The 12,982-nt window shown below is 53.4% G+C and carries 13 protein-coding genes and 1 riboswitch; of the genes, 6 read left to right on the top strand and 7 right to left on the bottom strand.

Going from position 1 to position 12,982, the window contains the following annotated elements; translation table 11 throughout:
- Positions 1–372 precede the first annotated feature (372 nt).
- The 4 genes from HV242_RS13470 to rlmA all read left to right on the top strand — a co-directional run bounded on the left by HV242_RS13470 (position 373) and on the right by rlmA (position 3,559).
- Complete coding sequence (locus HV242_RS13470) at positions 373–489, top strand: DUF2627 domain-containing protein (protein ID WP_032611517.1); 117 nt, start codon at positions 373–375, stop codon at positions 487–489.
- A 39-nt stretch (positions 490–528) separates the two neighbouring features.
- Entirely contained in the window at positions 529–738 is a 210-nt protein-coding gene (cspE, locus tag HV242_RS13465) for a transcription antiterminator/RNA stability regulator CspE (protein ID WP_001062678.1), read from the top strand.
- Between the two features lie 231 nt (positions 739–969).
- Entirely contained in the window at positions 970–2,676 is a 1,707-nt protein-coding gene (gene ftsI / locus HV242_RS13460; RefSeq protein WP_074172492.1) for a peptidoglycan glycosyltransferase FtsI, read from the top strand.
- A gap of 67 nt (positions 2,677–2,743) precedes the next feature.
- On the top strand, positions 2,744–3,559 hold the full coding sequence (gene rlmA, locus HV242_RS13455; protein WP_049023018.1) for a 23S rRNA (guanine(745)-N(1))-methyltransferase: 816 nt from the start codon (positions 2,744–2,746) through the stop codon (positions 3,557–3,559).
- On the opposite strand, the gene mntP is transcribed toward rlmA, so the two are convergent.
- From mntP to manX, 5 genes are all read right to left on the bottom strand, one after another.
- Complete coding sequence (mntP, locus tag HV242_RS13450; protein WP_014170601.1) at positions 3,556–4,122, bottom strand: manganese efflux pump MntP; 567 nt, start codon at positions 4,120–4,122, stop codon at positions 3,556–3,558. The two genes, rlmA and mntP, sit on opposite strands and share 4 nt — an antisense overlap.
- Before the next feature lie 10 nt (positions 4,123–4,132).
- Positions 4,133–4,322: riboswitch (yybP-ykoY riboswitch) on the bottom strand.
- A gap of 185 nt (positions 4,323–4,507) precedes the next feature.
- Entirely contained in the window at positions 4,508–4,978 is a 471-nt protein-coding gene (locus tag HV242_RS13445) for a DUF986 family protein (protein ID WP_063858482.1), read from the bottom strand.
- Between the two features lie 54 nt (positions 4,979–5,032).
- Positions 5,033–5,884 carry a PTS mannose transporter subunit IID gene (locus HV242_RS13440; protein WP_006810994.1) on the bottom strand — a complete coding sequence of 284 codons (852 nt, stop codon included), beginning with the start codon at positions 5,882–5,884 and terminating at the stop codon, positions 5,033–5,035.
- Between the two features lie 12 nt (positions 5,885–5,896).
- Positions 5,897–6,697 carry a PTS mannose transporter subunit IIC gene (gene manY, locus HV242_RS13435; RefSeq protein ID WP_014170599.1) on the bottom strand — a complete coding sequence of 267 codons (801 nt, stop codon included), beginning with the start codon at positions 6,695–6,697 and terminating at the stop codon, positions 5,897–5,899.
- 47 nt (positions 6,698–6,744) lie between these two features.
- The gene (manX, locus tag HV242_RS13430) at positions 6,745–7,707 is read right to left on the bottom strand and encodes a PTS mannose transporter subunit IIAB (RefSeq protein WP_014170598.1); all 963 of its coding nucleotides are present in this window, start codon (positions 7,705–7,707) and stop codon (positions 6,745–6,747) included.
- A 265-nt stretch (positions 7,708–7,972) separates the two neighbouring features.
- On the opposite strand from manX, the gene HV242_RS24520 reads away from it, so the two are divergent.
- Positions 7,973–8,182, top strand: coding sequence for a protein YoaL (locus HV242_RS24520; protein WP_071605456.1), 210 nt, complete (start codon positions 7,973–7,975; stop codon positions 8,180–8,182).
- Positions 8,170–9,729 carry a CNNM family cation transport protein YoaE gene (gene yoaE, locus HV242_RS13425; protein WP_014170597.1) on the top strand — a complete coding sequence of 520 codons (1,560 nt, stop codon included), beginning with the start codon at positions 8,170–8,172 and terminating at the stop codon, positions 9,727–9,729. Before HV242_RS24520 ends, yoaE begins: the two co-directional genes overlap by 13 nt.
- A 6-nt stretch (positions 9,730–9,735) precedes the next feature.
- Here yoaE and HV242_RS13420 read toward each other — a convergent pair whose 3' ends face one another.
- A complete protein-coding gene (locus HV242_RS13420) occupies positions 9,736–11,334 on the bottom strand; it encodes an EAL domain-containing protein (protein WP_044865663.1) in 1,599 nt (532 codons plus the stop codon).
- Between the two features lie 141 nt (positions 11,335–11,475).
- A complete protein-coding gene (gene sdaA, locus HV242_RS13415) occupies positions 11,476–12,840 on the bottom strand; it encodes an L-serine ammonia-lyase (protein WP_032680789.1) in 1,365 nt (454 codons plus the stop codon).
- Between the last annotated feature and the right edge of the window lie 142 nt (positions 12,841–12,982).

The following is a 12,982-nucleotide window of genomic DNA, read 5'->3' as shown; positions in this document are numbered from 1 at the left end:
AATACAGTTTAGCGTGAAGGATTAACATTGTATTTCCACTGTAACAATACAGGGGCGTTACAATGATTTAAGCATAAGTTTTCACAAATTGTTCTAACTCAATCAATGTAAGGGTTTTTCTTAGCGGGTTGCTGGACGCACTGGAATGATTGAGCTATGTTAAAAAAGTCTTAGATAACAGCGGTTGTGAAAGCAACGGCGAGTCTGTGTAAGTGAGCAGGGCTGTCCATATGTCATGCGCATAATTGTGCAAAAGCATACCGGCACAGTTCGAATTTGTGCGGCGGATCGAGACATGTTTAAAAATGGCTTGCCATATTAAACATAGTGTGTGATAACACGTTTTGGGTCAAACGAGGTACAGTTCTGTTTATGTGTGGCATTTTCAGTAAAGAAGTCCTGAGTAAACACGTTGTCGTTGAATACCGCTTCTCTGCCGAACCTTATATTAGTGCCTCATGCAGTAATGTCTCAGTTTTATCTCAGTAATGCCTGCGGGCTAAGAAAACACTCTAAGGAATTTTGCAAATGGCAAAGATTAAAGGTCAAGTTAAGTGGTTCAACGAGTCTAAAGGTTTTGGTTTTATTACTCCTGCTGACGGCAGCAAAGACGTGTTCGTACACTTCTCTGCAATCCAGGGTAACGGCTTCAAAACTCTGGCTGAAGGCCAGAACGTTGAGTTCGAAATTCAGGACGGCCAGAAAGGCCCAGCTGCAGTTAACGTAACTGCTATCTGATCGAACCACTGCTGACTGAAGCACGTAGTACTTCACTCTCAGACATAAAGCCTCGCATATAGCGGGGCTTTTTTATGTGCCTTATCTTTCAAAATATTACCATCCCCGCTCTTGTTAGTAACTTGTTGCAAAGCTACGAGGTTAGTAGCACTGTTTTCCCTCCCTCCGGCCGTCTTTTCCCGTTAAATCAGGGCGTTGTTTAACAGTCCTGGGGTTCAGGTGAAGAAGAAAATGATAACGACCGCCGGCAATTTCACGCCGGCGCGTTTTGCGCTGCTCTGTTTAGCCATTTTTTGCAGTCTGGCGTTTTTGCTGGGCCGCGTTGCCTGGCTGCAAATTATTAAACCTGACAACCTGGTCAAGCAGGAGGATATGCGATCGCTGCGCGAACTGCCGATTGATGCTCCCCGCGGAATGATCATGGATCGTGAGGGCCGGCCGCTGGCGGTCAGTGTCCCGGTCAGGGCCGTGTGGGCCGACCCAAAAACGGTGCTGGCAAAAGGGGGCGTGGGCTTTGACGATCGCTGGCAGGCGCTGGCGAATGCGTTACATCTCTCCCTGAACACCCTGTCATCACGGATAAACGCGAATCCACAGGGGAGGTTCATCTACCTTGCCCGGCAGGTGGATCCTGCTCAGGCAAAATGGATCGATAAGCTGAATTTGCCGGGTATCAATTTACGCGATGAATCACGCCGTTTTTATCCTGCCGGGCATGTGGCGGCAAACCTGATTGGTTTCACCAATATTGACGGTCAGGGTATTGAGGGGGTGGAGAAAAGTTTCAACAACCAGCTAACAGGCAAGCCGGGCGTCCGCCAGGTCAGAGAAGACCGTTACGGTCGCGTGGTGGAGAATCTGACGGAAGTCGCGCCGGTGCCTGCGCACAATATTCAGCTCAGTATTGATGAGCGCCTGCAAACCATCACCGAAGATGCGCTAGATAACGCAGTGGCCTGGAACAAGGCGGAGTCGGGGGCATCAGTGCTCATTAATATCCCCACCGGTGAAATCCTCGCGATGGCGAGCTATCCGGATTTCAACCCCAATAACCGCCAGGGCGCGACAATAGACGATTTTCGTAACCGTGCCATCAGCGATACGTTCGAGCCAGGTTCAACCGTGAAGCCGCTTGTGCTGATGACGGCATTGCAACAGGGGCTGGTGCAGCCTGACAGCGTCATTGACACCCATCCGTATATGCTTGACGGGCACCGCATTCGGGATGTGGGTTACTACCCTGAACTCTCGATGACCGGGATCCTGCAAAAATCGAGCGACACCGGCGTATCTCGCCTCTCGCTGGCGATGCCTGTTCAGCACCTGATTGATACCTACCGGAACTTTGGTTTTGGTACAAACACCGGGCTTGGCTTAACCGGCGAGAGCGCCGGTCTGTTACCCCAGCGTAAATACTGGAGCCAGCTCGACAGAGCGACCTTCGCCTTTGGCTATGGTCTGATGGTTACCCCCCTCCAGCTGGCGCACGTCTATGCCACCATCGGCGGCTTCGGGCTGGAACGGCCCCTCTCAATTACCCGTATCGATCCACCCGTTATTGGGCACAGAGTCATGCCGGAAGAGATTGCTCATCAGGTCGAGCATATGATGGAGAGCGTTGCGCTGCCGGGCGGGGGCGGCGTTAAGGCTGCGGTACGTGATTACCGTGTGGCGGTGAAAACCGGTACGGCGAAGAAAATCGATGATAGCGGCAAATATGTCGATAAATACGTTGCCTATACCGCGGGCGTCGCGCCTGCCAGCGATCCGCGTTTTGCGCTGGTGGTCGTGATTAACGATCCTCAAAACGGAGCGTACTATGGCGGCGCCGTCTCCGCACCGGTATTCAGCGAGATTATGGGTAACGTATTGCGTCTTGAGAACGTCAAACCCGATGGTCTGGCGCCTGATTCCTCGCACCTTATCGTCATGCGTTAACCCAGGCGTTTTATACCGGGGCGAATAGCGGTACACTTCGCCCTTTGATTTACGCCCCGGAGCTGCCATGTCCTTCAGTTGTCCCCTTTGCCACGCGCGTCTGACGCGATCAGAAAAAAGTTATGCCTGTCCGCAGGGACATCAGTTTGATATGGCGAAAGAAGGCTACGTGAATCTTCTGCCGGTGCAGCATAAGCGCTCGCGCGATCCGGGTGACAGTGCTGAGATGATGCAGGCACGCCGGGCATTTCTCGACGCCGGGCACTATCAGCCACTCAGAGAGGCCGTCGCGCAATTGCTGGAAGATAATCTGACTGACAGTGCAGCAGGCGTGCTGGATATTGGCTGCGGGGAAGGGTATTACACCGCGCGGTTTGCTGAGGTTGCACAAGAGAAGGGCGCGCAGACATTTGGTCTGGATGTTTCCAAAGTGGCTATCCGCGCGGCGGCAAAACGCTACTCCGGCGTGACGTTCTGCGTGGCATCGAGCCACCGGCTGCCGTTTGACGATGCCAGCATGGATGCGGTTATCCGCATCTATGCGCCCTGTAAGGCGCAGGAGCTGGCACGCGTTATCAAACCGGGCGGATGGGTCATTACCGTCACGCCAGGTCCCCGACATCTGATGGAGCTTAAAGGGCTTATCTATGATGAGGTTCGGCTGCATGCGCCACATTCTGAGCAACTGGCGGGCTTTACGCTGAAGCAGGAGCAGACGCTGGCCTACGAGATGAACCTGGCAGGGGAAGAAGCTGTAGCGTTGTTGCAGATGACGCCATTTGCATGGCGGGCGAAACCGAACGTGTGGGAAACCTTAGCGGAGCAAACAACGTTTCGCTGCCAGACGGATTTCAGTATCCACTGCTGGCAGCGCGAAGATTAACCGGCGAAATGTGCCCAGAGGATCTGGGCACCAATGCCAATCAGCACGATACCGCCCAGGATCTCGGCGCGTTTGCCCAGCAGGGGGCCAATAAACCGGCCAACCATCATTCCCAGCGTCGACATAATCAGCGTGGCACAACCAATGGCCAGCGCGGTCGCAATAATATTGACCTGCAGGAATGCCAGGCCCACACCGACGGCCATGGCGTCGAGACTGGTGGCGATGGCAGTGGTCACCAGCAGCCAGAAACCGTGGCGGTGCTGCGGCTCGTCTTCCTCATCGCCATTGCCACGAAAACCTTCAATCACCATTCGCCCCCCCAGAAATACGAGCAGCACGAAAGCGATCCAGTGGTTCCACTCCAGTATGAACTGGCTTGCCAGCATACCAAGACCCCAGCCGATGAGCGGTGTCAGCGTTTCGATAGCACCAAAGATAAGGCCTGTGCGAAGCGCTTCAGAGAATTTGGGTTTGTGCAGCGAGGCACCTTTACCGATGGAAGCGGCAAAAGCGTCCATGGACATACCGAAAGCAAGAAGAAGGGTTGCGGAGATATTCATTAAAGCGTCCAGACCGGGAGATATCCATATGACACATCACTGCCCCCAGTAAACAGCAGTTGATGTATCTATGGTCTCGCCTGACCGCCTTGCACAAATCTGTGCGGCAAACGGTCCGTACGTGCCACGTTTTTCAACGAGTATGTTGACACGTACATTTCCTGCGAACAGGAAATCAGCTACTCCCCAACGACGGGCGCAACCTTAACATATTTTGAGAATATAAAACAACAATGAAACGGCATTATTTCGTTAAGGTGTTGATAACGATTTTCATTTAGATTTATGCGTGAAAATAACGTTAATAAATATAAGAGAAATGACAGAATGGAATATAGCTTTGGCTATATCAGGTGCGCAAAATAAACGCAGAATATAGCCAAAGCTATGTGGTTAACTTACTGAGTTTTAGCATAAGTTTGTATATTCTTTCCAGGTCGTCAATATTCTTGACCCGAATAAGCAGCCGGCGTTGCTCTAATTGCATCACCAGTACACCGTCTTCCGATAAATTCATCTCTTTAATACGGTTATATTCTATCCATACATTGGCAAAGAAAAACCCGCGGCTTTTAAAAATGATTTTCGGAACACGGATCCAGAACAGATAAATCGCCATTAATGCCAGCGCACATAATAACCATGTGGTTAATATTGCACCATGACCGGTCACGTTGTTGTAAATTAGAATGACGATGAGACCGGCAAAGATAAACGCATCCACGCGGCCGCGTCGCAGAAGGGGCAGGGAGAGCAGCGTTTCGCCGTGGCGGCGGGGCATGATGAACTCGTCATAGATCGCATATGCCAGAAGGGCCACAATAAACAAAACCAGTACGATGTCCGTGACAGTCATTCATCCTCCAGATAAAAAAACCGGGGGCAAGCCCCCGGCGTATTACGTGATGTCTTACAGGCCCAGCAGACCGACAGCGTAGCCCGCGATACCGATGACGAAGAAGCCAACAATGATCCACAGTGGGTTAACTTTCTTACGCAGCAGCCACATACAGGCGAAGGTCAGCAGCAGCGGTACCAAACCCGGCATCAGCTGGTCCAGAATCGTCTGCACGGTGGTAACACGGGTCTGACCATCCTGACCGGTGATGGTGGACACCACCAGCGGGATATTCACGTGCGTCCACTTGTTAACCAGTGCCCCCATGACAAACAGGCCGAGGATTGACGCCCCCTCAGTCAGTTTCTGCAGGAAGCCGCCGCCCATATCCTTAACGATGTCCACCCCTTTACGGTAACCGTAAGCCACACCGTAGTAACGGGTCAGCAGACGCACCGCGTTGAACAGGATGAAGAACAGCAGTGGCCCAAGCAGGCTTCCGCTCATGGCGATACCGGCACCCAGCGCCGCGAAGACCGGACGCACGGTACCCCAGAAGATCGGGTCACCGACGCCTGCCAGGGGACCCATCAGACCGACTTTGATACCGTTGATGGCACCATCGTCAATCTCTGCGCCGTTTGCACGCTGCTCTTCCATCGCCAACGTCACGCCCAGAACCGGAGCCGCCACATAAGGATGGGTGTTAAAGAATTCCAGGTGACGCTTAATCGCCTGACGGCGCGCTTCGTTGTTTTCCGGATACAGGCGTTTGATAGCCGGTACCATGGAGAAACAGAAGCCCAGCGCCTGCATACGTTCGAAGTTCCATGAACCCTGAAACAGGTTAGAACGGATGAACACGCCACGAATATCACCCGGAGTGAGTTTTTTCTCGGTGGTAGTTTTTGTCATATCAACCATTTCGCTCACCTGCTAGTCCAGTTCGTTATCGAGATCGTTATTACCAGCAGCCTGCGCTGGGGCACCCGCAACGCGGTTATATTTCGGGCTGAGCTGGATGTAGAGAATCGCCATCACTGCACCAATCACACCCAGCGCAACCAGGTTGAAGTTGGTGAACGCAGCAGTAACGAAGCCGAGGTAGAAGAACGGCATCAGGTAGCCTGCGCGCATCATATTGATAACCATCGCATAACCAACCACCACAATCATACCGCCTGCGATGTTCAGACCGCCGGTGACCACTTCTGGAATGGCGTTCAGCATGCTCTGTACTTCACTGGTACCGACGGAGATCGCAACGATAACGGCCGGGATCGCGATACGCATCGCCTGCAGGAACAGGGACGAGACGTGGATCCAGGAGAGCGCCGTCAGGTTGCCATTTTCGGCCGCCTTATCCGCCGCGTGCTGGAAGGCCACGGTGATAGTACGCACGATGATGGTCAGTACCTGACCTGCTGCTGCCAGCGGGATGGCCAGGGCAATACCTGCACCGATACTCTGGTGACCGGCAATAACCAGAACCGTAGAAATGATGGACGCCAGCGCGGCATCAGGCGCAACTGCCGCACCGATGTTCATCCAGCCCAGGGCAATCATTTCCAGGGTACCACCGATGATGATCCCGGTTTTCATATCACCCAGAACGGCACCAATCAACGTACAGGCCACCAGAGGGCGGTGGAACTGAAATTCATCAAGTACGGATTCCATACCCGCAATACACGCGACGATGAACACCAGCACAATCTGAAGAGTGGTAATCTCCATTGTACTTCTCCTATTACATAAGCTTTATGTGAAAAACCGGCGCGGGCTTATTTCCCAACTTTACCGATCAGATCCATCATTTTCAGTTTCTGATCCGTGGAAACCTTACGGGCTTCCAGTTCGATACCGCGTGCATTCAGCTTGTTGAATGCCTCGATATCTTTCGCATCGACTGAAATGGCGTTGTTGACCTGCGTTTTGCCCTGACGGAATGCCATACCACCAATGTTTACGGAGGTAATTTTCACACCGCCTTCAACCAGGCGTTCAACGTCTGTCGGGTTTGTGAACAGCAGCATCACGCGCTCGCCCGCATATTTCGGGTTGTTATAAACGCGGATCATTTTGGCGACATCCACCACGTGCGCGGTAACGCCAGGAGGAGCAACCTGTGTCAGAAGGGTTTTACGTACGGTATCAGCAGCAACTTCATCGCTGACGACAATAATGCGTCGAACGTTGGTCTCTTTGGTCCAGCGCGTTGCCACCTGGCCGTGGATTAAACGGTCATCGATACGGGCAAGGCCGATCACCATGTAATCATTCGGGCCCATGGGCTTCGCCGGGGCTGCGGCTTTTGGCGCCGCGGCCACTGGAGCAGGCTTCTCAACCGGTTGTGCTTTCAGCGCTTTCACGCCTTCGCGACCGGTTTCAACTGCCAGAGCGACCAGTTCATCGAAACTCGGATTGTCGTCGCGTGCCATGAAGGTTTCCACCAACATGGGGATATTCACCCCGGCGACAACTTCATAATGCTCTTTATCGACGACAATGCGGCTGGCAGCATTGAACGGACTGCCTCCCCATGTATCAACGAGAAACAGCACGCCTTTGCTGGTATCCAGTTTCTGCAGTTGAGCAGTGTACTTCTCAATCAGCGTTTCAGCGTTTTCACCGGGAACGAAATCGATCCAGCCGACGTTTTCCTGCTCACCCAACAGCATCTCTGCTGTTTTGAGTAACTGCTCTGCAGCCCAACCATGTGTGCCTATGACAATAGCAATGGTCACTTGCTACCTCCTTTTATTATCATTAATACGCCTGCCAGGCAGTCGCACTGTGAATCGTATCTGGCCAACCGAATCGATTCAGAAAAGGGTTAGAGTTAAAAAACTAAGACTTCCGCGAATTATTTTAGATAGTGAAAAAATAATTTATGTGATGAAGATCCGTAATTTAGCTATGGGTTACAGAATTATCTGTAAGGTAAAGCAGCTGTGTTACAGATCTTTGCAAAGGAACGTAAATCTTTGCTAAAAACGCATTGTCTCTGATATGTTTAGCCTCCGTTTAATTGTTCAGGAGTATAGGGCTACAGCCCACTATATGGACCGTCACCGACGTCAGTCATCCTCCAGGCCATTCCGCGCCTGTTTTACCGGCGATCCTCGCCACGTATCGACTCTGTCTGCCTCTGTTTTGCCCACGTTGAGTGGGGCACCGTTTGGTCATTCCGTTAGCAGGAGCGTTTCATGGAATTCTTAATGGACCCGTCAATCTGGGTGGGATTGCTCACGCTGGTCGTGCTTGAGATTGTTCTCGGCATTGATAACCTGGTGTTTATTGCCATCCTTGCGGACAAACTGCCGCCAAAACAACGTGATAAAGCGCGTTTGATCGGCCTCTCTCTGGCACTGGTCATGCGTCTGGCACTGCTGTCTGTGATTTCGTGGATGGTTACGCTGACGAAACCGCTTTTTTCCGTCATGGATTTCACCTTCTCCGGCCGTGATTTGATCATGCTGCTCGGGGGGATATTCCTGCTTTTCAAAGCGACGACAGAGCTTCACGAGCGGCTGGAAAATCGCCAGCACGATGATGGACACGGTAAAGGCTATGCCAGCTTTTGGGTCGTGGTACTGCAGATCGTGGTGCTTGATGCGGTCTTCTCACTGGATGCGGTGATCACGGCTGTCGGCATGGTGAACCACCTCCCGGTGATGATGGCTGCGGTGGTTATCGCGATGGCGGTGATGCTGCTGGCGTCTAAGCCACTGACGCGCTTTGTGAATCAGCATCCGACGGTCGTGGTGCTCTGCCTTAGCTTCCTGCTGATGATTGGTCTGAGCCTGGTGGCGGAAGGTTTTGGCTTCCATATACCAAAAGGCTACCTGTACGCAGCCATTGGCTTCTCGATCCTCATCGAGCTGTTTAACCAGATTGCACGACATAACTTTATCAAGCAGCAGTCTACCCAGCCGCTGCGTGCGCGTACGGCTGATGCGATTCTGCGTCTGATGGGCGGTCGCCGTCAGGTCAACGTGCAGAATGACAATGAAAGCCGTAACCCGGTTCCCGTCCCGGAAGGGGCATTTGTGGAAGAAGAGCGCTATATGATTAACGGCGTGCTCTCCCTGGCCTCCCGCTCGCTGCGCGGCATCATGACCCCGCGCGGTGAAATCAGCTGGGTCGATTCCCGCCTGAGCGTTGATGAGATTCGCCAGCAGTTGCTCTCTTCACCGCATAGCCTGTTCCCGGTATGCCGGGGTGAACTGGACGAGATCATCGGCGTGGTGCGTGCGAAAGAGATGCTGGTGGCGCTGGAAGAAGGGATTAACGTCGAAGCCGTCGCCGCCGCATCACCGGCGATTGTGGTGCCGGAAACGCTGGATCCTATCAACCTGCTTGGCGTCCTGCGCCGCGCACGCGGTAGCTTTGTTATCGTCACCAATGAATTTGGTGTGGTGCAGGGTCTGGTGACGCCGCTCGACGTGCTTGAAGCCATTGCCGGTGAATTCCCGGATGCGGATGAAACCCCGGAAATTGTCTCCGACGGTGACGGCTGGCTGGTGAAAGGCACCACCGATCTGCACGCGCTGCAGCACACGCTGGGTCTGGAAAACATCATCAACGATGAAGAGGACATTGCGACCGTGGCTGGGCTGGTTATTGCCGTTAACGGACAAATCCCGCGGACCGGCGATATCATTGAACTGCCTCCGCTGCAGATCACGATAATCGAAGCGAATGACTATCGCGTCGATATGGTGCGCATTGTTAAAGAGCAGTCGGCCCACGACGAAGAAGAGTAACTGAGCCTAGCGTAACGGCATCAGCGGAACGATATGCCCGTTACGCGGTGCTGGCGGAGACGAACTCTCCGCCAGCCATTGCGGAAATTCCCTCAGCGGCATAGGCTGCGCAAACAAAAATCCCTGCAGTACCTCTACCCCGTGATGACGCAAATACCGCGCCTGCTCGGGCGTTTCTACCCCTTCAGCCACCAGCTCAATGCTAAGCCGTTGTCCGAGCGCAATGATGATGTCCGTCACCGTGGAGTTCACAGCATCAGTGCCGATAGCGCTGGTAAAGGACTTATCAATTTTCAGCACGTCCGGATGCAGCTTTTCCAGCCACGAGAGAGAGCTATTGCCGGTGCCAAAATCATCAATGGCCAGCTTCACGCCCTGACGGTGTAACTCTCTTACAATGCGATAATCCACGTCCTGCAGCGCGTCACGCTCCGTCAGCTCCACAATTAGCTGCTGGGTGGGATGCGCGCTGAACCAGTAGCGGTTCAGGTCCTGAATGAGCGTTCCGTGTCGGAAATGGCTGGCGGCGGCGTTGATGCCAATGTGGAAGCCGGGCGTTGCCGGAAAATAGCCAATCTGACTCACCGTCTCGTTAATGACGTAACGTGTGAGAGGGATAATCAGGTTGTGCTCTTCGGCGAGCGGAATAAAAACGTCCGGGGAGATCCATCCCTGACGGGGGTTGTTCCAGCGCAGCAGGATCTCCACCCCCACGCATTTCTGCGTGCGGGCATTCAGCAGCGGCTGGCAAAACAGCTCGAATTCACGTGCGGCCAGGCCAAGGTTAATTTCCCAGGTAAAGCTCATGCGGTTCGCGGTCGCAAGCCAGGCGACGTAACCCATCAGGAGACTGAGCATCAGCGCCAGCGGCAGCTGAGAGGGCAAATATATCAACGCCAGCTCGCTGGCTCCCGGGCCACTGACGGTAATGGTGAACGGGAAATGGCTGGATTGCTGGCGCAGAACCCTCTCATCATCGTTTATTGTCAGCGAGTCGGAGACATTTTCACCGTAGCGCAGGTATTTATCCCCCACGGTCAGGGCCACGTCGGTGATAAGCGGGCGCTGTGGCTCCAGCATCAGGCGAGTGATGAGATCGATATTCACAATCTGCATCACACCATCTTCTCCGCTATCAGAAACCGGATACCACTGGATCAGGATCGGGCTTCCCTTAAGCAAGGATTTGTCGGTGGAGAGCACCAGCTTTGTTTCGGCGGACGGCAGGGCAGGCTGAATCTCTCGCAACGGGACGTCGCGATTGCCGAAAATACTTGAACAGTAAAGGATACCGTCTTTGACCAGTGCAATTGAGCGCACCGTTTGCAGTGAGGCCGCCTGTTTTCGTAACACTAAATGCGCCTGAGAGCAGGGCGCTCCGACCAGTGCCAGCAGCGGACTGCGCCCTTTTTCCAGCGGCAATAAGACGTTATCCAGCACGTTGACGGAGTGCGCCGCAAAGTTCAGGGTGTTTTGCTGATTTACGTTACGCTGTGAAATAAAGCGTATACCCAGCGTAATGATGAGCGTAAGAAGCGCAACCATCACGCAGACGATGACGCGTTTTCGGCGATACTTTTTTATGATCCTCTGCGCTGTTTGCATGGGAGGCCGCCCAATACGCCTTCAGCACCAAAAGCCGAGGCAACACAGCAAGTGTAGTGGGGAAATATTAAGTCGACGAGAAAGGGATAAAAATTCGCCCATCCGTGGAAGATGGGCGAGAGAGACGTTGAGGCGAAACGGTTAGTCGCACTGCACCTTTATCGCCAGTCCGCCGCGGGAAGTCTCACGATATTTGGCGTTCATGTCTTTACCGGTTTCGTACATGGTCTCGATAACCTTGTCCAGCGAAACGCGTGGCTCGCTGGTACGGCGCATGGCCATACGCGTGGCGTTGATCGCTTTTACCGACGCGATAGCGTTACGTTCAATGCACGGTACCTGCACCTGACCCGCAACCGGATCACAGGTGAGACCGAGGTTATGTTCCATACCGATTTCAGCCGCCACACAGACCTGCTCCGGGCTGGCGCCCAGCAGTTCTGCAAGACCGGCCGCGGCCATAGAACAGGCCACGCCCACTTCACCCTGACAGCCCACTTCAGCGCCAGAGATAGACGCATTCATCTTGTACAGCGCACCAATCGCCCCTGCTGCCAGGAAGTAGCGAATGTAGATATCAGGCGTTACGGGTTCAATAAAGTGATCGTAGTAGGCCAGTACCGCCGGAACGATACCGCACGCGCCGTTCGTTGGTGCAGTCACCACCCTGCCACCCGCGGCGTTTTCTTCGTTCACCGCCAGCGCAAACATGTTCACCCAGTCGACCACGTTCATCGGGTCGTTAGAGAATTTGTCTGTGGTGACCAGCATACGGCGCAGCGCAGAGGCGCGACGCGGTACGCGCAGTGGCCCAGGCAGTACGCCTTCGGTGTTCATGCCGCGATCGATACAGGCCTGCATGGTTTGCCACACGTTCGCAAAATAGTCTTCAATTTCTTTTTTGCTGTGCAGCGCCAGTTCGTTCTGCATCACCATGCCGGAAAGTGACAGACCGGTTTCATGGCAGTAGTCCAGCATCTCTTTGGCGGACTTGAACGGGTAAGGTACGTTCACATCACCCGTTGTATCTTTGCCGAAGTGTTCCTCATCAACGATAAAACCACCGCCAATGGAGTAATAGGTTTTGCTGTAGATCACTTTGTCGCCGCTAAAGGCGTGGATCTGCATACCGTTTTCATGCAGGGAGAGGTTATCGCTACGAAAACGCATGCCGTCATCATGCGGGAAATCCACTTCATGCTGACCGTTTGCCAGCAGCAGGCGGCCGCGCGTTTCCACGTCGCGGATAAATGCCGGAATGGCATCAATATCTACGGTATCCGGCATATTGCCCGCCAGACCCATAATAATGGCGATATCGGTGTGGTGGCCTTTACCCGTTAATGACAGTGAGCCGTAAACATCCACGGCGACACGGGTAACGCTTTCCAGTAATCCTTTTTCGACCAGATCATCGACGAACTGTTTACCGGCCTTCATCGGGCCAACAGTATGGGAAGACGAAGGGCCAATTCCCACTTTGAACATGTCGAATATACTAATCACTTTCACACTCCTGACAGGGTTACCGGGGTTCCAGTAACGATGTTATAACTGCGCATAGTGTAAGAGGGAAGACCGACCTCGGCTTAACTATTCACATGAATTAAACTAATGGTTAACGATGGTTTTGCTAATAGCGCGACGC

It is taken from the genome of Enterobacter sp. RHBSTW-00593, from assembly GCF_013784105.1.
Lineage (GTDB): Bacteria > Pseudomonadota > Gammaproteobacteria > Enterobacterales > Enterobacteriaceae > Enterobacter > Enterobacter ludwigii.
This window is presented reverse-complemented; position numbering and strand designations above follow the sequence as displayed.

Excerpts from the sequence above, each read along its gene's own strand:
- HV242_RS13470 (WP_032611517.1), top strand. The coding sequence starts at position 373 with ATGTGTGGCATTTTCAGTAAAGAAGTCCTGAGTAAACACGTTGTCGTT.
- cspE (WP_001062678.1), top strand. The coding sequence starts at position 529 with ATGGCAAAGATTAAAGGTCAAGTTAAGTGGTTCAACGAGTCTAAAGGT.
- ftsI (WP_074172492.1), top strand. The coding sequence starts at position 970 with ATGATAACGACCGCCGGCAATTTCACGCCGGCGCGTTTTGCGCTGCTC.
- rlmA (WP_049023018.1), top strand. The coding sequence starts at position 2,744 with ATGTCCTTCAGTTGTCCCCTTTGCCACGCGCGTCTGACGCGATCAGAA.
- mntP (WP_014170601.1), bottom strand. The coding sequence starts at position 4,122 with ATGAATATCTCCGCAACCCTTCTTCTTGCTTTCGGTATGTCCATGGAC.
- HV242_RS13445 (WP_063858482.1), bottom strand. The coding sequence starts at position 4,978 with ATGACTGTCACGGACATCGTACTGGTTTTGTTTATTGTGGCCCTTCTG.
- HV242_RS13440 (WP_006810994.1), bottom strand. The coding sequence starts at position 5,884 with ATGGTTGATATGACAAAAACTACCACCGAGAAAAAACTCACTCCGGGT.
- manY (WP_014170599.1), bottom strand. The coding sequence starts at position 6,697 with ATGGAGATTACCACTCTTCAGATTGTGCTGGTGTTCATCGTCGCGTGT.
- HV242_RS24520 (WP_071605456.1), top strand. The coding sequence starts at position 7,973 with ATGTTTAGCCTCCGTTTAATTGTTCAGGAGTATAGGGCTACAGCCCAC.
- yoaE (WP_014170597.1), top strand. The coding sequence starts at position 8,170 with ATGGAATTCTTAATGGACCCGTCAATCTGGGTGGGATTGCTCACGCTG.
- HV242_RS13420 (WP_044865663.1), bottom strand. The coding sequence starts at position 11,334 with ATGCAAACAGCGCAGAGGATCATAAAAAAGTATCGCCGAAAACGCGTC.